This is a genomic window from Streptococcus sp. HMSC057G03 (assembly GCF_001808745.1).
In the GTDB taxonomy this organism is placed as follows: domain Bacteria; phylum Bacillota; class Bacilli; order Lactobacillales; family Streptococcaceae; genus Streptococcus; species Streptococcus parasanguinis_Z.
In genome coordinates, this window is record NZ_KV794425.1 from 16842 (window position 1) to 35941 (window position 19100).

Genomic DNA, 19100 nt, shown 5'->3' on the forward strand with positions numbered 1-19100 from the left:
ATTTCAGCAATCCAAGAAGTTCCATGACTAATAATTGAGCCTAAGGTCTCAATTATTCCGAGTGCTTGAAACTTAATTGTTTCAGGCACTTTTCTCACGGCGGAAAGTCTCTGAAAATGATTAAAAAAACTCAAAACAACTTGTTTTTTCCAAAACTTTTTTAATTAGTTCAGATGAAAAAATAAGTTGCTTATTTTTTTCGATGATAATTCTTTAAATATATGATTGTTTAAACCAATTCATCAATTGGTGTGAAGTCACGCTCTAAACCGGTAGCAACAGGTTGGCTTGTGATGTGACCTTGGTAAGTGGTGACCCCTTGGCGCAGGCCTTCGTCGAGGGCAATTGCCTTGTGGAAGCCATTGTCAGCTAGGGATTCGACATAAGGAAGGGTCACATTGGTAAGGGCGATAGTAGAGGTACGAGCGACGGCGCCTGGAATATTGGCTACAGCATAGTGGAGCACGCCATGTTTTTCGTAAACTGGCTCCGTATGTGTTGTGACACGGTCTGCTGTTTCGATAACACCACCTTGGTCAACGGCCACATCGACGATAACTGAACCGGGACGCATTTGTTTGACCATATCGTCTGTCACTAATTTAGGAGCTTTAGCACCAGGAATCAAGACAGCACCGATGACAACATCGGCATCACGGACGCTGGCTTCAATGTTAAATGGATTGGACATAAGGGTTTGGATTTGGTGACCAAAGACATCTTCCAGAACTGCCAAACGCTTAGCACTGATATCTAAGATGGTCACTTGGGCACCAAGTCCAAGGGCGATACGAGCCGCGTGGGTTCCAACGACCCCGCCACCGATGATGGTGACTTTTCCTTTGGGAACACCTGGTACCCCACCTAGGAGGACTCCTGATCCACCTTCTTGTTTGGTCAGGAAGTGAGCACCGATTTGCACGGCCATCCGTCCAGCAACCTCACTCATTGGCACCAAGAGAGGCAATTGTCCATCAAGGTCACGCACCGTTTCGTAGGCCACCCCAGTTGTTTTAGCTGCGACCATAGCATCTGCTAATTCAGGTGCGGCAGCCATATGCAAGTAGGTGAAGAGCAAGAGGTCTTCGCGAAGGAAGCCATATTCTTCAGCGAGGGGTTCTTTGACTTTGACCACCATCTCAGCTGCCCAAGCTTCTGCAGCAGTTGCAACGATGGTTGCCCCTTGCTTAGTATAATCTTCATCCGCAAAGCCAGAACCAAGTCCAGCATTTGTTTCTACCAAAACGTGATGACCTTTCTTCACCAAGCTTTGTACACCTGCAGGTGTCAAACCGACCCGATTTTCGTTGTTTTTAATTTCTTTAGGAATTCCAATGAGCATTTTTGCCTCCTTGCTCAGATTTAGGTGTAAAAAGGCCATTGGTGTGAGATGGCTCTCTTGACTCAATGACCTTTTTACTCCTTATCCGATTGTTTTAATTGATTTTATTGTATAGAAAAGTGGGTGAAAATGCAAGAAAAATTTGAGCTTGCCTTCTTTTATGTTATCTGCTAAACTAAACCCTAAAGAAGGAGAGTCAAATGGAAAATCTATATGTGAAGTTAGCAGCTTATCGTGAAGTGGAGACGGAGCGTTTGCGCTTGCGTCCGGTCACTCTTGAAGATGCACCGGCTATGTTTGAGTACGCTTCTGATGAAACCGTTACGCGCTATACGTTTCCAACCAATCAAAGTCTGGAAGAAACGCGTAATAACATTGCCCTTCTTTATCTAGCGAGCCCACTTGGAAGATGGGGGATCGAGCTGAAAGAGAATAGAAAATTTATCGGGACGATTGATTTACTAAATTTAGATCTTTGTCTGAAAAAGGGGAGTATCGGCTATGTTCTGAATAAAAATTATTGGAACCAGGGACTAGCGACAGAGGCTACCAAGGCAGTCATTGGCCTGGCTTTTGAAGAGTTAGGGATGAACAAGCTCATTGCTGTTCATGATCAGGACAACCCAGCTTCTGGACGGGTGATGGCCAAATCAGGGATGAAATATTCTCACGAGGAGCCCTACGCGATGCTAGACTTGCATGAAGAAGGGAGAATGGTGACGAGAGTTCATTATGTCCTCACTAAGGAAGAATATTTGGCAGAAAAATGAGTCAGGATATTGACAAAAGACCTATCTCCATGATATAGTAGATAGGTACTGCTGGTTTAGCTCAGTCGGTAGAGCGCATCCATGGTAAGGATGAGGTCGCCGGTTCAATCCCGGCAACTAGCATAGCAGAAGAGGGAAGCTTAGAGAGGGTCTAGGCTTCTTTTTTTGCGAGTCCATCTTTAAAAGTCCAGTTTTTTCAACAATTTTCAAAAAAACGTTGACAAGCAAGGAAATCCGTGGTAAAGTTAGAACAACAAAGAGAAAGGAGAAAACCATCATGAACAAAGTAGATGTTTTGATGACACAATTGAATACACAGCTTCTCCAATCTCAGTTGAGTTCGATGTAAACTATAAATGGAACCCAAGATGGAGGAGTTTGTCTTGGGTTTTTTGTATGCATTTTTACCTGCCTTAACTGAATTGGTGATAGGCATCAGAAGGCCCAAGTGTGGACTGAGCACGTACTCAGCTCCTTGCTTGGGTTTTTCTGTGCCATTTTGAAAAGGAGAATATATGATCAGAGCTATTTGGGAGTATATCAGGGAACGCAAGTGGCGATATGTGAAGATCGCTATGGTCCTGATTCTTTATGATTACACCTTATTGATCCCGACGCAAGTCATCCAGCGCTTAGTGGATCATTTGAGTCAGCGGACGCTGACGCAATCCAACTTTGTATGGGATATGGTCCTCTTGGTAGGATCAGCTCTCCTCAATTACCTAACGGCTTTTTATTGGCAGTTGCGACTCTTTCAGTCGTCAGTCCATTTCAAGGCGACCCTTCAGGGACAAGCTTTTCGTAAGCTAGTAGCTATGCGGCGTCCCTTTTTTGAGAAATTCCGTTCAGGGGACCTCTTGACGCGCTTTACGACAGATGTGGATGGGATGGCTGATATGGCGGGTTACGGGATGATGGTGCTCCTGTTTGGCGGTGGCTTGTTTGCCTTTATTATTCCGACCATGTTTTTCATTTCTTGGCAATTAACCTTGATTTCCTTTATTCCCATGATCTTCCTGGTCGTCTCTACCTATTTTTTAAGTAGAAAGCAGGAGGAGTATGTTGAGCAGAACCGGGAAGCGGTCGCTCAGTTGAACGATGAGGTCTTGGAGTCCATCGAAGGGATCCGTGTCATGCGGGCCTATAGTAGGCGGGATCAGCAGGTCAAACAGTTTCAGAAGAAAACAGCCAGTCTCTCCAAAACAGGAGACAAAATTGCTTCTATCCAGTATTCTTTTGGACCTTTAGCTCTGTTGTTTATTGGATTCTCGACAGTCTTGCTCCTGCTATTTGGAGGCCAGTCCCTGGCAAGCGGGCAATTGAGTCTTGGGAAATTATTGGCTTTACAGCTGTATTTGGTCTTTTTAATTGAGCCTATGTGGATGATGGCGGACCTGATCTTGGTCTACCAGACAGGGCAAATGTCCTATAAAAAATTAAAAGAAGTGATTGATGAAACGGATGATCTGGAGCCAGATGGTTCTCACTACCTAGAACAGATTGATTTGGTGCAGTTTAAGGACTATTCTTTCAGCTATCCTGGTGCTGAGCGAAAGAGCCTGTCAGGCATTGATTGGACTATTCAGAAAGGACAGACGGTTGGGATTGTTGGTCGTACCGGTGCAGGAAAGACTACCCTGGTTCGACAATTCTTGCGGCAGTACCCAGTTGGTGAGGGAGAGTTTTTGGTCAACCAGCAACCGATCGTGGACTACAACCGACACTCCATCGAAGAAAAAATTGGCTATGTTTCCCAAGAACATATTTTATTCTCCAAGTCTATCCGTGAGAATATAGCGCTTGGTAAAAAAGGAGCCAGCCAAGATGACTTGGTGGAAGCAGTAGCCCAAGCTGCTTTTGCGGATGATCTCGAGCGGATGTCTCAGGGAATGGACACCCTGATCGGTGAGAAAGGGGTCTCTGTATCAGGAGGTCAAAAACAACGGATTTCTCTGGCACGTGCCTTCTTAAGAGATGCAGAGCTCTTGCTGTTAGATGATTCCCTTTCGGCAGTAGATGCTAAGACTGAACAGGCCATTATTGACACGCTTCAAAAGGAACGAAAAGACAAGACGACCATTATTGTTTCTCATCGCTTGTCTGCTGTTCATCAGGCGGATTGGATCATCGTCTTGGATCAAGGACAGATTGTAGAAGAAGGCAGAGCTAGTGATTTATTGGCTCAAGAAGGCTGGTATTATGAACAATACCAACGGCAACAAAAACAGGAAGGAGAATAAGATGAAAGTTTTGAAACGATTATTATCTAGGATCACGCTTTATCCAACTGTCTTTCTTGCTGGCTTTATTTGCCTCTTACTAGCCACCATTTTTTCTGAATTGTCACCCTTTCTTCTCCAAAAGATGATCGATGGGCCTTTGACCGCACTGACCCACGGTGGCGGGCAAGGTGACTTGCTTCAGATGGGAGGATTTTATCTCTTGGTCTTGAGCCTGGGGCAGCTGATTAGCTACATGGGAAATCGGATCTTGCTACATGGAAGTAATCAAGTAACCGCTAGTCTGAGAGATCAAGCCTTTCAAGTCATGCAAGGGCTGCCTATTTCTTATTTTGATGATAAACCGGCTGGGAAGATCGCGACAAGAATTGTCAATGATACGGAGACCTTGCGGACCCAGTTTTATAACTCTTGTATGATTTTAGTCATTTATTTGGTTCGCTTTCTCTTTATCCTAGGGATTCTCTTTTACCTAAGTCCTATGATGGGCCTTCTCTTGTGTTTGGTCTTTCCAATTTTCTATGGGATTCAGTATCTCTACAAGGTCATGACGGACCAGCCGATGAAGGATTTCTTTGATGCGCGAAGCGAGGTCAATACCCAGGTCAATGAACTCTTGCATGGTGCCAGTATGATTCAGCTCTATCATCAAGAGCCTGGTGTGGTAGAGGAGTTTGAAGCCACTACCCAGAAGATGTTAGGAGCCAATGATCGAATCCTCTTAGCCGATTCTATTGCTTCTTGGACCTTGACGGAATTGCTCAAGTTTTTAGTGATTGCAGGCATTTTGACTATAGCTGGGATTTCTTTCCTACAGGGTAATATCGGTGTGACGGCTGGTTTCTTATTTATCAATATTAACTATGTCATTAATCTATTTGATCTCATGGCCAATCTCAGTCGTCAATTCCCAAATATTCGGCGATCCTTAGAAACGGGGAGCCGCGTCCTTGCTTTCTTAGACCAACCCTTAGAGGCCGATGGTGCATCGGAACTGAAGATAGAAAAGGCAGAAGTCGTGTTTGACGACGTTCAATTTGCCTATGAAGAAGGCAAGCCAGTTCTGCGGGATATTGCCTTTCAGGCTAGTCCAGGTCAAACCATCGCTCTTGTGGGCCATACTGGATCAGGTAAGTCTTCCATTATGAACCTGCTCTATCGTTTTTATGATCCTCAAGAAGGAGCGATTTTGATTGATGGTCAAGATATTCGCCAAGTCTCTCGTGAGAGCTTACGCAGCCATATGGGGATTGTTCTGCAGGATCCTTATCTATTTACAGGAACCATAGCTAGTAATGTAGCTATGAGTCAGGATCACATTGATCGGGATGCGGTCAAAGATGCCTTGAAAAAAGTCGGGGCTTGGCCCTTTGTAGAGCGCCTTGAAAAGGGAATCGACCATCCAGTCGTAGAAAAAGGATCCGCCTTTTCAAGTGGTGAGCGCCAATTGATTTCCTTTGCGCGGACGCTCTATATGAATCCGCAAATTCTGATTTTGGATGAGGCTACCTCTCACATCGATACGGAAACAGAAGAAATCATCCAGAAGGCTATGGCAGTCCTGCAAAAGGGCCGGACCACCTTTATCATTGCCCATCGCTTGTCCACTATTCAAGATGCGGATCAGATCTTAGTCTTATCCGAAGGACGCATTGTGGAACGTGGTAGACACGAGGAACTGGTTGCACAAGGCGGGATCTATGCCCAGATGAATGCCATCCAGCAAACAGTGGTGTAAGATTGTCCTGCAAAGAAAAAGATTGAAAACCAGCCTGTATCTAGTATATAGGCTGGTTTTTGTGATATAATAAAGTGATAATAGTGAGGTGATCCAGATGTATATTGAAATGGTAGATGAGACTGGTCAAGTCTCTGACGAAATCTTAAAACAAACGCAAGAAATTTTAGAATTTGCTGCTCAAAAAATTGGGAAAGAAGACAAGGAAATGGCTGTGACTTTTGTAACCAATGAACGCAGTCATGAACTAAATCTTGAATACCGTGATACGGATCGTCCGACGGATGTCATCAGTTTAGAATACAAGCCAGAGATGGAGATTTCTTTTGACGAGGAAGACCTTGCAGAAAATCCAGAATTGGCAGAGATGATGGCTGAATTCGATACCTATATTGGTGAGCTCTTTATTTCAATTGATAAGGCGCGTGAGCAAGCCGAAGAATATGGCCACAGTTTTGAGCGCGAAATGGGATTTTTAGCAGTGCATGGTTTTCTTCACATTAATGGCTATGATCATTATACGCCGGAAGAAGAAAAGGAAATGTTTGGCTTACAGGAAGAGATTTTGACAGCCTATGGACTCACAAGACAATAAGCGAAAATGGAAAAATCGGGACTTCACTTCAAGCCTGGAGTTTGCGATAACAGGAATTTTTACTTCGATCAAAGAAGAGCGCAATATGCGCAAACATGCCTTATCAGCCCTTGTAGCAATTCTTGCTGGTTTGGTATTTAGGATTTCTGCGACAGAGTGGCTCTTTTTGTTGCTCAGCATCACCTTGGTGATTGCTTTTGAAATTATGAATTCAGCCATTGAAAATGTGGTGGATCTAGCTAGTAACTACCATTTCTCCATGTTGGCAAAGAATGCCAAAGACATGGCGGCTGGAGCAGTCCTCGTCGTATCAGGCTTTGCCCTACTAACAGGACTGGTGATTTTTGTGCCCAAATTCTGGGCTTTGGTATTTGGATAAGAGGGAGTATGCCCTCGTGAAAGGATAATATGACATTTAAATCAGGCTTTGTAGCCATTTTAGGACGTCCCAATGTTGGGAAGTCAACTTTTTTGAACCACGTCATGGGGCAAAAAATTGCCATCATGAGTGACAAGGCGCAGACAACGCGCAACAAGATTATGGGAATCTACACGACCGATAAGGAACAGATCGTCTTTATCGATACCCCAGGGATTCACAAACCCAAGACAGCGCTTGGAGACTTCATGGTGGAGTCGGCCTATAGCACCCTTCGAGAAGTCGATACCGTTCTCTTTATGGTGCCAGCAGATGAGCCACGTGGGAAGGGCGATGACATGATCATCGAGCGCCTCAAGGCTGCTAAGGTGCCGGTTATTCTGGTGGTCAACAAGATCGACAAGGTGCACCCTGACCAACTCTTGGCGCAAATCGATGACTTCCGTAGTCAGATGGATTTCAAGGAAATCGTGCCGATTTCAGCCCTTCAAGGAAACAATGTTTCGCGTTTGATTGATATTTTAAGTGAAAACTTAGAAGAAGGTTTTCAATATTTCCCTGCTGACCAAATCACTGACCACCCAGAGCGCTTCTTGGTCTCTGAAATGATCCGTGAAAAGGTCTTGCACTTGACGCGGGAAGAAATTCCCCACTCTGTGGCAGTAGTAGTGGATTCTATGAAGCGGGATGAGGAGACAGATAAGGTTCATATCCGTGCAACCATCATGGTCGAGCGCGATAGCCAAAAAGGCATTGTCATCGGAAAAGGTGGCGCCATGCTCAAGAAGATTGGAACCCTTGCGCGTAAGGATATCGAGCTCATGCTAGGGGACAAAGTCTTCCTAGAAACCTGGGTCAAGGTCAAGAAAAATTGGCGGGATAAGAAATTAGACCTAGCTGATTTCGGATACAACGAAAAAGAATATTAAGAAGAGGTGGGCAGAAGCCTGCTTCTTGTTTTTAGAGAAGGAGAAGCTATGCCTGAATTACCAGAAGTAGAGACGGTTCGACGCGGTCTTGAGAAATTAATTCTTGGGAAAATCATCCAGTCCGTGGAAGTAAAGTATCCAAAGATGATTCAGACGGATCTGGATACTTTTCGTCAAGATCTCCCAGGCCAAGAAATTCGGGTCATGGGGCGCCGTGGGAAATACCTTTTATTTTATCTGACGGATCTGGTCCTCATCTCGCATTTGCGGATGGAAGGCAAGTATTTCTTTTATCCAGACGAGGTTCCTCTTCGCAAGCATGCCCATGTCTTCTTTCATTTTACAGATGGTAGCACCCTGGTCTATGAAGATGTCCGCAAGTTTGGGACCATGGAAGTCCTAGTACCTGAGCTTGTCGACAGCTATTTTTTGGCGAAAAAAATTGGTCCAGAGCCGACGGAAGCGGATTTTAAAGCACCAGCCTTCCAAGCAGCTCTTAAAAAATCAAAGAAACCCATTAAATCAGCTCTTTTAGACCAAAAATTAGTAGCTGGTTTGGGCAATATTTATGTGGATGAGGTTCTTTATCGAGCCAAGGTTCATCCAGCCCGTTTGGGTCAAAGCTTGACTGCTAGAGAAGCCAAAGCCGTTCGCAAAGAAACGATTGCTGTGCTTGCTCAAGCTGTTGAAAAGGGTGGCTCCACCATTCGCTCCTACAGCAATGCTTTTGGCGAGGATGGCACCATGCAGGAAGAACACCAGGTCTATGGGAAAACAGGCCAGCCTTGTTTGCGCTGCGGGACACCGATTGAGAAAATCCAGCTGGGGGGACGCGGAACCCATTTTTGCCCCCACTGCCAAAAGGAGAACTAGATGGCAAGAATCATCGGATTAACAGGAGGGATTGCTTCAGGAAAATCCACTGTCACCTCCTATTTGAGAGAAAAAGGCTATCCGGTTATTGATGCTGATCGAGTGGTCCATGATTTGCAAGCACCAGGAGGAGCCCTCTACCGTGTCCTAGTAGATCATTTTGGTAGAGAGATCCTTACCAAAGAAGGAGAGTTGGATCGCGTCGCTTTGGGTCAGCGGATCTTTTCAGCCCCTAGTGAAAGAGACTGGTCCAATCGCGTCCAAGGAAGGCTTATTCGTGAGGCTCTAGCTGAGGTAAGAGACAGACAAGCTGCACAATCCGATCTCTTTTTTATGGATATTCCTCTCTTAATCGAGCAGCACTATGACGAGTGGTTTGAATCTGTCTGGTTGGTAGCTGTATCAAAAGAAACCCAGCTCAAGCGCCTGATGGAACGCAACCACTTATCAGAACTGCAGGCCCAAGAACGCATCGCGTCTCAAATGCCGCTAGATGAAAAAAGAGCCCATGCAGATCTGGTCTTAGACAATAATGGCGATCTTGCTGCCCTCTATGTCCAATTAGATGCAGCCCTAAAACAATTAGAAAGAAGATGATTTTATCACAAGAGAAATCAATTGGCGTAAAAATCTATATATTGCCTGGATCGGGTGCTTTTTCATCGGAGCCAGCCTTTCTTTAGTCGTTCCTTTTATGGCCCTCTTTGTGGAAGAGTTGGGTGTTACGGGCAAGGCTGTTCCCTTTTATGCTGGGATTGCCGTCGCAAGTTCTTCTGTAACTTCTGCGATCATGTCTCCCATCTGGGGGAGCTTAGCCGACCGCTATGGTCGAAAACCTATGATGCTTAGAGCTTCTATTGCCATGACGCTGACCATGGGAGGTATTGCCTTTGTCCCGTCCGTCTTTTGGCTCTTGGTCCTGCGCTTGCTCAATGGGGTTTTTTCAGGCTTTGTCCCCAATAGTACAGCCCTGATTGCTAGTCAAGTTCCCAAGGACCAATCTGGCTATGCCCTAGGGACCTTGTCGACCGGTGTCGTGGCTGGAACCTTGATGGGCCCTTTGATTGGGGGACTCATTGCTGAAAATCTGGGAATGCGCAATGTCTTTCTCTTGGTCGGCTTCTTCTTATTTTTGGTTTCCCTCTTAACCTTCTGGGGTATCGAGGAAGAGTATGAGCCCCTTCCAAAAGAAGAACAAAAATCCAGTTGGCAGTTGCTCAAGTCCATTCAGCAGAAGGATATTCTCTTGGGCCTCTTTTTGACCAGCATGACCATTCAAATGATCGCCCAATCTATTTCTCCGATCCTGCCTCTTTATGTGCGAGCTTTGGGACAAAGAGATAACCTGATCTTTGTATCGGGGATGATTGTTTCGGCTATGGGAGTCTCTAGTATGCTCTTTTCAGGTTGGATGGGAAAACTCGGAGACCGAATTGGGAATCACCGGCTCTTATTAATCGCCCTTCTTTATAGTGGCTGTCTCTATATCCTTTGTGCCCAAGCGCAAACACCCCTACAATTAGGAATCTTACGCTTCCTCTTTGGGATCGGGACAGGGGCCCTACTACCAGGAGTTTCTGCATTATTGAATCGTTTAACCCCTCCTGAAGGGATTTCTCGGATCTTTAGCTACAACCAGCTCTTTTATTATTTAGGTGGCGTGTTAGGGCCAATGATGGGATCGAGTATTTTCATGCATTTTGGCTATCATTGGGTATTTTACGGTACAGCCCTTTTGGCCTTTACCGATTTGATGTTCCTCTTATTCTTATTTAGAAAGTATTTGAAAGTGAGAGACGTACGTGCGAATTAAAGTTCAATTGACCTGCACCAGCTGTGGGAGTCAGAATTATTTGACCAGTAAAAATACCAAAACCCATCCCGAAAAGATCGAGGTCTTGAAGTATTGTCCTAAGGAAAGAAAAGTAACCTTACATATTGAATCAAAATGATTTTCATGGTATAATAGTGAAGATTTTAAGGAGTTTTGAATATGAGCGGAGCATTAACAACTATTTTACTAGTATTATCAGTATTGATTATTATCGCAATTTTTATGCAACCAACAAAAAACCAATCGAGCAACGTCTTTGACGCAAGTTCAAATGACTTGTTTGAACGTTCAAAAGCCCGCGGGTTTGAAGCCGTGATGCAGCGTTTAACAGCTATTATGATCTTCTTTTGGTTATTGATCGCGATGATCTTAATGGTACTTTCTAGTAGATAAGATAGGCTCAGACAATGTCTTTGCCTATTTTTATTTTGTAAAACAAAGACACAAGTAGATAGAAAAAAGGAGGCTGGATAACCAGCAAATAAATCAATGAAAACAAGTATTAAAGAATATTTACAAGAGCATGACAAAGCCCAGATCAATGATCTGGCAGCAGCTCTAGGAAAGGAAGGGTCTAAGGATTTCCGTGACTTGGTCAAAACCATCTCTCTGATGGAACGCCGCCATGAGTTGAAATTCGAAGATGATGGCTCTCTTCGTTTGGCTCAAAAGAAGGCCCCAGCTATTACCCTCAAGGGGATCTTTCATGCGCATAAAAATGGCTTTGGCTTTGTCAGTTTAGAAGGTGAAGAAGAGGACCTCTTTGTTGGTCGAAATGATGTCAATCACGCTATCGATGGGGACACCGTTGAGATCGTCATTACCAAGGTAGCAGACCGAAACAAGGGAACGGCAGCAGAAGCTAAGATTATTGATGTCTTGGAGCATAGCATTAAAACGGTAGTTGGACAAATCGTTCTGGATGAGGAAAAGCGTAAATATGCCGGCTACATTCGTTCGAAAAATCAAAAGATCAGCCAGCTGATCTATGTGAAGAAGCCAGCCATCCAATTGGAAGGGACCGAAATCCTCAAGGTCGAAATTGATCAATACCCGAGCCGCAAGCACAATTATTTTGTGGCGACTGTGCGGGATGTGGTCGGTCATGTAACCGATCCAGGAATCGATGTCTTGGAAGTGTTAGAATCCATGGACATTGTCTCAGAATTTCCAGAAGAAGTGCTGAAAGAGGCTGAGAATGTTCCAGATGCACCATCTAAAAAGGATTTAGAGGGACGCTTGGATCTGCGAGAGGAGATCACCTTTACCATTGATGGGGCAGATGCCAAAGACTTGGACGATGCGGTCCATATCAAGCTACTCAAGAACGGCAACTTTGAGCTGGGTGTTCACATCGCAGATGTTTCTTATTACGTTAAGGAAGGTTCAGCACTCGACAAGGAAGCTCTAAATCGGGCGACTTCTGTCTATGTGACCGACCGAGTTGTACCCATGTTGCCAGAGCGTCTCTCCAATGGGATCTGTTCTTTGAATCCGAATGTGGACCGCCTGACCCAGTCTGCCATCATGGAGATTGATCCACATGGCAAGGTCGTCAAGCATACCATTACCCAAACAGTGATCAATACAACCTTCCGAATGACCTATAGCGACGTCAATGATATCTTAGCAGGCGACGAAGAAAAGGCTCAAACCTTTAAGAAAATTGTCCCAAGTATTCATCAAATGGCCACCTTGCATGGTATTTTAGAGAGCATGCGGATTCGTCGCGGAGCCCTCAATTTTGATACCAATGAAGCTAAAATTCTGGTCAATAAAGAAGGAAAACCGGTCGATATTGTCCTTCGCCAAAGAGGAATTGCCGAGCGGATGATCGAGTCCTTTATGCTGATTGCCAATGAAACAGTGGCGGAGCACTTTACGCGACTGAAACTGCCGTTCATCTACCGGATCCACGAAGATCCAAAAGCAGAAAAAGTACAGAAGTTTATCGATTATGCTTCTAGCTTTGGGATCCAGATCTACGGAACGGCTAGTGAGATGAGCCAAGAAGCCCTGCAAGAAATTATGCGCAAGGTAGAAGGAGAACCGTATGCAGATGTCCTTTCAATGATGTTGTTGCGCTCGATGCAACAGGCTCGCTACTCAGAACACAACCATGGCCACTATGGGCTTGCTGCTGAGTATTATACCCACTTTACCAGTCCCATCCGTCGGTATCCGGACCTGATGGTTCATCGAATGGTGCGCGAATACGGGAAATCCCAAGAAATGGCTGAACACTTTGAACAAGTCCTTCCAGACATTGCCAGCCAATCCTCTAGTCGGGAACGCCGAGCTATTGATGTGGAGCGCGAAGTAGAAGCCATGAAGAAGGCTGAATACATGGAAGACTTTGTTGGGGAAGAGTATGATGCCGTGGTTTCCAGTGTGGTAAAATTTGGCCTCTTTGTGGAGTTGCCAAATACGGTTGAAGGCTTGATCCATATTACCAATCTCCCTGAATTCTACTATTTTAATGAACGGGATCTAACCCTTCGCGGAGAAAAATCAGGAGTGACCTTCCGTGTCGGTCAGCAAATCCGGATCAAGGTAGAAAGAGCCGACAAGATGACAGGAGAGATTGATTTCTCTTATATTCCAAGTGAATGGGATGTCGTCGAAAAAGGTCTCAAGTCTAAAGGACGTGACCGAGATGGCAATCGTAGAGATCGCAGACGCAAGGACAAAAAAGTTTCTAAGGGATCAACCGCTAGAAAAGATGACAAGCGGAAAGATTCTTCCTCTAAATCCAAAAAGAAAAAAGGGAAGAAACCATTTTACAAGGAAGTAGCAAAGAAAGGAGCCAAACATGGCAAAGGGCGAAGGAAAGGTAGTCGCGCAAAATAAAAAGGCGAGACATGACTACACCATCGTGGATACGATTGAAGCAGGGATGGTGCTGACGGGGACAGAGATCAAAAGTGTCCGTGCGGCACGCATTAACTTGAAAGATGGCTTTGCACAAGTAAAAAATGGCGAAGTTTGGCTTAGCAATGTCCACATTGCCCCTTATGAGGAAGGCAATATCTGGAACCAAGATCCAGACCGTCGTCGCAAGCTCCTTCTTCATAAAAAGCAAATCCAAAAGCTGGACCAAGACACCAAAGGGACCGGAATGACCTTGGTGCCTTTGAAGGTCTATCTCAAGGACGGCTATGCCAAATTGCTTTTGGGACTCGCTAAAGGGAAACATGATTATGACAAGCGTGAATCCATCAAGCGTCGGGAACAAAACCGGGACATCGCACGGGTCATGAAACAATACAATACACGTTAAACTAAAAAGGCAGTTCTGAAACAAGTTTCAGAACTGCCTTTTTTCTCGGAGAGGGGCCTCTTTTTCCAACTTGTAAAAAGGAATTTTTTTCTGTATGATAAGGGTACAGAAAGAAAAAGGAGAAGCAGCATGACACAAAAATTGATTGCTTACAAGCGCATGCCTATCTGGACCAAGGATACCATGCCAGAAGCTCTTCAAAGAAAGCACAATACCAAGGTAGGAACCTGGGGGAAGATTACGGTTCTAAAAGGTCAGTTACGATTTATTGAATTGACCGAAGAGGGGGAAGAAATTGCGAGCCACCTCTTTGAAGCAGGAGCAGAGAACCCCATGGCCGAGCCCCAGGCCTGGCATCGTGTCGAAGCGGCGACTGACGATGTGGAGTGGTACCTAGAATTTTACTGTGAGCCAAAAGACTATTTCCCCAAAAAATACAACACCAATCCTGTCCATTCAGAAGTGCTAGAAGCAGTGGGAATTGTCCCAGCTGGAAAGGCGCTGGATCTAGGATGCGGGCAAGGCCGCAACGCCCTCTTTTTGGCCCAACATGGCTTTGACGTGACAGCAGTGGATCAAAATGAACTGGCTCTTGAGATCTTACAAAGTATTGTCGCTGAGGAAGATCTAGAGATGCCAGTGGGACTCTATGATATCAATGCTGCAGCTCTTACCCAAAACTATGACTTCATCATATCGACTGTGGTCCTCATGTTTTTAGAGGCTGATCGGATTCCAGCGATTATCCGCAATATGCAAGAGCATACCAATCCAGGTGGTTACAATCTCATTGTCTGTGCTATGGATACGGAAGATTATCCTTGCCAGATGCCCTTCTCGTTCACCTTTAAAGAAGGAGAATTGGCGGAGTATTACAAGGATTGGGAATTGGTCAAATACAATGAAAATCCTGGCCATCTCCATCGTCGAGATGAGAATGGCCATCGGATTCAACTTCGATTTGCAACCATGTTGGCAAAGAAAAAATAGAGAAAAAGCAGGATCCTAGCATCCTGCTTTTTTGCTTTCTACAAACAAGTTGAACAAGGTGATCTATATGTTGTTCATTTGCCAAAAAGAAAAAACCTTCTCCATAAAGGTAGGAAAAGGTTGGGGAATTTAGTTCCAGTTAGCAAAGTCGCAGACGCTAAGAATGATCGTCCCGATTTCGATTGGCTCTTCCTTGGCACCAGATTCTAACCAGGTCACAATCACAGATTCGATTGTAGCGATGAAAATTTCTAGACCATACTTGTATGGAACTTGAAAGTCTGAAATGATGTGTTCTTTCGCATGGGGAGTATCGTCTAATGCATGGAGGGTAAAACTTCTTATTAGTTTACGGAAGTCCGAGCAGCAGGATTGGGACAAGGCATAAATAAAATCATAATTCTCTTTAATAGCAGTCAAGACATTGAGAAAGTTTACCTTGACAGGGCTTCCTTCAACGAAGAGGCTATCCAATTCTTGCATCATGTCCATTTTCATTTGCTCAAACATGTCGTATTTATCGACATAGTGCAAGTAGAAGGTCCCGCGGTTAATCCCAGCGGTTTCAGTTAATTGTCGAATAGTGATGCTTTCAAAAGGTTGTTGCAAGAGGAGTTTTGAGAGCGCATTTCGTAAGTCTGACTTGGTTGTTGTTTGTCTTTGGCGTACCATATGTTCCTTTCTGTAGTTGTATAAATTTATTCTTATTTATTTGACGTTAAAATAATTTATATGTTAAATAATTTCACGACACTAACAAAGAGCATTATACTCCAAAAGAATAAATTAGACAACAATTCTCATTTTTGTACAGATAACGGAAAGTGTACAAAAATTTTATAAGTTTATGAATGACGGGCACTGGCAAGATTTTGTGAAAACCTCACAACAATTAGTGATTTAAAATAATTCCCTCCTAAAAAAATGGTCAGGAAATTTTTAGGAAAAGGAGGAACAAGATGAAGGGACGAATAAAGAAACCAGCACCGTTTAAGTGCTGGTTTCTTTATTTGATAAAAGTTGTCACGATCAGATTGAAATTTAAGATAGTTAAGACAATCGCAACGAGATAACCTAAGAAAGTATTCCATTTCGCATTGACATGTTCTCCCATGATTTCCTTGTTGGAGGTGAAATAAACCAGAGGGAAGATGGAGAATGGAAGAGCCGCTGATAGGAAGACTTGAGAGTAGACTAGAAGGTCGTCGAGGACATGTTCCTGATCTCCAAATAAGATCGCAACGATGATGACAGGAAGAAGGGCAATGATCCGAGTCATGAGACGAACGACCCATTGTGGCAGGCGGAATCTCAAGAAACCTTCCATAACGATTTGACCGGTTAGGGTCCCAGTAATGGTTGAATTTTGACCACTGGCTAACAAAGCGATGGCAAAGAGGGTAGACAAGAAGGGACTAGCGATAGCACCGGCAATATGATTATCTTTGAGGGCATTATACATGCTAGAAAAAGCACCGATCTTATCTCCGTGACCAAAGAAGAGGGCCGCTCCAAGAATCAAGAGGAGGGAGTTGACGACGAAGGCCAAGCTCAATTCAATATTTGAATCCCAGGTCATAAAGCGCACTGCCCGTTTGATATCTGCTGAATCTTTGTAGTCCACCTTTCGCGTTTGTGAAATGGAAGAGTGGAGGTAGAGGTTGTGGGGCATTACGGTTGCCCCGATGATTCCAAGTGCCAAGGTCAAGGCTTCATTTCCTTTTGGAAGACCAATTCCCAGTACTTCTTTTTGAGGCAGGAATCCAGCAAAGATTCCCCCGATATCTGGTTTCGATAGGAAAACCAGATAGCCGAAAATTGCAAGGATCGTGAGGATCAAGGTTGAAACGATGGCCTCGATCTTTCGAAATCCTAGATGCATGAGCCCCAATAAGAGGAAGACATCAAAGATGGTGATCAGAATGGAAAAAAGCAAGGGCCAGCCAAAAAGAAGGTGGAGGGCAATCCCTGATCCGATGACTTCTGCTAAATCTGTCGCCATCAGGGCAAGCTCGATCACAATCCAAAGGGTATAGCGAAGCCATTTTGGCAAGTGATGGGCGGTTGTTTGGGCCAGGTCCTTACGATGGACAATTCCTAGTTTACCAGCCATTTGTTGCAACTGCATGGCGATTAAAGAGGAGAGAAGAACCACTGATAAGAGTAGGTAACGGTATTGGGCCCCTCCGACGACACTAGTAATCCAGTTTCCCGGATCCATATAGCCGACAGCTACTAGACTTCCTGGTCCTGAAAAGAGCAGGAGGGTCTTCCAAAAAGGGATGCCTTTTGGTACGTCAATAGATTGGTTGATTTCTTGAAGTGATTTCCTTTCAAACTGTTGTAAACTCATGATGAGCCTTCTTTCTAAGAATAAATCAATTTGTCTCCATTATAGCATAAAATATATAATAGTTCATGATAATGAGAGGTTTCTTGCCCTTTTTAGTGAAAAATCATTTGAAAATCAAATAAATAGAAAAAAAGGAACTTCCTATAAATAGTTGTTTCAGGCTGAAAGATTTTTGAGGCTTTGTTATAATGGAGAGAAGGAGAAGATCATGACTAAAATTGCTTTACTTTCAGATATTCATGGAAATACGACAGCTTTGGAAGCTGTCCTTGAGGATAGTCGAAAAGCCAAGGTGGATGAATATTGGCTCTTGGGTGATAGTTTGATGCCTGGAACAGGCAGACGCGCCCTTTTGGAGCTGTTAGAGGAGCTTCCTATTACGGTGAAAGTCCTTGGAAACTGGGAAGATAGTCTTTGGCGCGCCATGAGGGGGATGTTGGATGAGACTAGATCAAGCCATCGCTACCTTATGCGCCAGTGTCAATATATTCTTGAAGAAATCACGCCTCAGGAAATTGAAGCCATGCAGGAAATGCCCATGCAGGTCCATAGAGAAATCGCCGGTTTAAAGATCGGCATTACCCACCACTTACCCGATAAGAATTGGGGTCGGGAATTGATCCACATTGGTGAGCAGAAGGATTTTGATCGCTTGGTGACAAATCCGTCTTGTGATATTGCAGTCTACGGACACATTCACCAGCAGTTTTTTCGCTACGGGACAGGAGGAGAACTGATCATCAATCCTGGGTCGATCGGTCAACCTTTCTTTTTGGAAAAGAATCTTCGCAAGGATCTTCGGGCTATGTATGCCATTCTTGAATTTGATCAAATGGGGCTAAAAGATATCGATTTTAGACGGGTGGATTATGATGTGCAAAAAGAACTCCAACTTGCTAAAGACCTCCATCTTCCTTATTATCAAGTGTATTATGAAAGTTTGGTCAATGGCATTCATCATACCCACGATCATGAGCTACTTCATGAGATTGAGCAGAGAGAAGGTCATGATCGAGAAATCGATGCTTGGTTAGAGGACTTTTTTCAATAGTGTAACTGTTGACATTACAACAAAAACTAGTATAATAAGGGTAGTAAGAGTCGTCTGTTGACAATCGTCCAATGGATGTCACTTTTAGAACAGGCAGAAAGGAGAAAAGACATGCAAATTTCGAGTCGGTTTACCATTGGAACCCATGTACTAGTGATGATTGCCCTAAAAGGGGACTGTACCAAGGTGACCAGTGATATGATTGCTGAGAGTGTTGGGGTGAACCCGGTCATTATTCGAAAGACCTTGTCTCAGTTAAAGAAAGCGGGATTGATCCATGTAGCGCGTGGGACAGGAGGAGCTGAACTCGCTAAAGCAGCCGATGAGATCAGTCTGCTGGATATCTATCAAGCGGTCGAATGCTTAGGTTCGACAGGCCAATTATTTGGTTTCCATGAAAACCCCAATCCAAATTGCCCAATAGGTCACAATATCCATCATGTCTTAGATGGGAAGCTCGAAGACATTCAGACTGCTATGGAAAAAGAGATGGCTCAAACCAGCCTAAAAGAAGTCGTAGAAGACGCGCAGAAAAGAATGGACCTCGAATCGGTTTCATAAGAAAAAAGAGAGTGGGACAGAAATCGGTCATTCGTTAGAATTCGATTTCGTCGTCCCACCTCCGCACAGTTGTGTAGGCTGTAAAAGCTGATGAAATCAGCGTAGTAGAGCCTACTCAACCACTGCGTCTTGTTCGACAATCCAAAAACAATTAAGAGGCTAGGA

Annotated in this window: 19 protein-coding genes and 1 tRNA gene; 17 read left to right on the forward strand and 3 right to left on the reverse strand. The window is 44.3% G+C overall.

The features are described from left to right. Positions 1–229: 229 nt before the first annotated feature. A complete protein-coding gene (ald, locus tag HMPREF2686_RS05930) occupies positions 230–1342 on the reverse strand; it encodes an alanine dehydrogenase (protein ID WP_037608011.1) in 1113 nt (370 codons plus the stop codon). A 200-nt stretch (positions 1343–1542) separates the two neighbouring features. Here ald and HMPREF2686_RS05935 point away from each other — a divergent pair, with 200 nt between their 5' ends. From HMPREF2686_RS05935 to tehB, 15 genes are all read left to right on the forward strand, one after another. After that, positions 1543–2112, forward strand: coding sequence for a GNAT family N-acetyltransferase (locus HMPREF2686_RS05935; protein WP_070449682.1), 570 nt, complete (start codon positions 1543–1545; stop codon positions 2110–2112). 50 nt (positions 2113–2162) lie between these two features. Beyond that, a tRNA-Thr gene (locus tag HMPREF2686_RS05940) sits at positions 2163–2235 on the forward strand. A 392-nt stretch (positions 2236–2627) separates the two neighbouring features. Further along, positions 2628–4352: a tetracycline efflux ABC transporter Tet(46) subunit A gene (gene tetA(46) / locus HMPREF2686_RS05945; protein WP_070449685.1), complete on the forward strand. Its 1725-nt coding sequence runs from the start codon at positions 2628–2630 to the stop codon at positions 4350–4352. A 1-nt stretch (position 4353) separates the two neighbouring features. Next, positions 4354–6090, forward strand: a complete 1737-nt coding sequence (gene tetB(46) / locus HMPREF2686_RS05950; RefSeq protein ID WP_070449688.1) for a tetracycline efflux ABC transporter Tet(46) subunit B — start codon at positions 4354–4356, stop codon at positions 6088–6090. Positions 6091–6187: 97 nt separating this feature from the next. Next, positions 6188–6685 carry an rRNA maturation RNase YbeY gene (gene ybeY, locus HMPREF2686_RS05955; protein WP_003005431.1) on the forward strand — a complete coding sequence of 166 codons (498 nt, stop codon included), beginning with the start codon at positions 6188–6190 and terminating at the stop codon, positions 6683–6685. Further along, a complete protein-coding gene (locus tag HMPREF2686_RS05960) occupies positions 6666–7064 on the forward strand; it encodes a diacylglycerol kinase family protein (protein ID WP_003005463.1) in 399 nt (132 codons plus the stop codon). The genes ybeY and HMPREF2686_RS05960 overlap by 20 nt, the downstream gene beginning before the upstream one ends. Before the next feature lie 29 nt (positions 7065–7093). Then, positions 7094–7993, forward strand: coding sequence for a GTPase Era (gene era, locus HMPREF2686_RS05965; RefSeq protein WP_003004993.1), 900 nt, complete (start codon positions 7094–7096; stop codon positions 7991–7993). Positions 7994–8041: 48 nt separating this feature from the next. After that, positions 8042–8866 carry a DNA-formamidopyrimidine glycosylase gene (gene mutM, locus HMPREF2686_RS05970; RefSeq protein WP_070449691.1) on the forward strand — a complete coding sequence of 275 codons (825 nt, stop codon included), beginning with the start codon at positions 8042–8044 and terminating at the stop codon, positions 8864–8866. Continuing rightward, entirely contained in the window at positions 8867–9463 is a 597-nt protein-coding gene (gene coaE / locus HMPREF2686_RS05975) for a dephospho-CoA kinase (RefSeq protein WP_070449694.1), read from the forward strand. It abuts the gene before it with no gap. A 16-nt stretch (positions 9464–9479) separates the two neighbouring features. Beyond that, the gene (locus HMPREF2686_RS05980) at positions 9480–10679 is read left to right on the forward strand and encodes a multidrug efflux MFS transporter (protein ID WP_277813139.1); all 1200 of its coding nucleotides are present in this window, start codon (positions 9480–9482) and stop codon (positions 10677–10679) included. Beyond that, the gene (rpmG, locus tag HMPREF2686_RS10185; protein ID WP_003005699.1) at positions 10669–10818 is read left to right on the forward strand and encodes a 50S ribosomal protein L33; all 150 of its coding nucleotides are present in this window, start codon (positions 10669–10671) and stop codon (positions 10816–10818) included. The genes HMPREF2686_RS05980 and rpmG overlap by 11 nt, the downstream gene beginning before the upstream one ends. Positions 10819–10859: 41 nt before the next feature. After that, complete coding sequence (gene secG, locus HMPREF2686_RS05985) at positions 10860–11093, forward strand: preprotein translocase subunit SecG (protein ID WP_003008189.1); 234 nt, start codon at positions 10860–10862, stop codon at positions 11091–11093. Positions 11094–11189: 96 nt separating this feature from the next. Next, positions 11190–13550, forward strand: coding sequence for a ribonuclease R (rnr, locus tag HMPREF2686_RS05990; RefSeq protein WP_070449697.1), 2361 nt, complete (start codon positions 11190–11192; stop codon positions 13548–13550). Further along, a complete protein-coding gene (gene smpB / locus HMPREF2686_RS05995) occupies positions 13513–13980 on the forward strand; it encodes an SsrA-binding protein SmpB (RefSeq protein ID WP_003005443.1) in 468 nt (155 codons plus the stop codon). The genes rnr and smpB overlap by 38 nt, the downstream gene beginning before the upstream one ends. A gap of 129 nt (positions 13981–14109) precedes the next feature. After that, positions 14110–14970: an SAM-dependent methyltransferase TehB gene (gene tehB / locus HMPREF2686_RS06000; protein WP_045759711.1), complete on the forward strand. Its 861-nt coding sequence runs from the start codon at positions 14110–14112 to the stop codon at positions 14968–14970. Positions 14971–15099: 129 nt separating this feature from the next. Here tehB and HMPREF2686_RS06005 read toward each other — a convergent pair whose 3' ends face one another. Beyond that, positions 15100–15642, reverse strand: coding sequence for a TetR/AcrR family transcriptional regulator (locus tag HMPREF2686_RS06005; protein ID WP_003008179.1), 543 nt, complete (start codon positions 15640–15642; stop codon positions 15100–15102). A 334-nt stretch (positions 15643–15976) separates the two neighbouring features. Further along, entirely contained in the window at positions 15977–17323 is a 1347-nt protein-coding gene (locus HMPREF2686_RS06010; RefSeq protein WP_045759710.1) for an Nramp family divalent metal transporter, read from the reverse strand. Positions 17324–17531: 208 nt separating this feature from the next. Between HMPREF2686_RS06010 and HMPREF2686_RS06015 the strand changes: the two genes are divergently transcribed. Then, the gene (locus HMPREF2686_RS06015; RefSeq protein ID WP_049474334.1) at positions 17532–18374 is read left to right on the forward strand and encodes a metallophosphoesterase family protein; all 843 of its coding nucleotides are present in this window, start codon (positions 17532–17534) and stop codon (positions 18372–18374) included. Positions 18375–18485: 111 nt separating this feature from the next. After that, positions 18486–18935 carry an Rrf2 family transcriptional regulator gene (locus tag HMPREF2686_RS06020; protein WP_045759708.1) on the forward strand — a complete coding sequence of 150 codons (450 nt, stop codon included), beginning with the start codon at positions 18486–18488 and terminating at the stop codon, positions 18933–18935. Positions 18936–19100 lie beyond the last annotated feature (165 nt).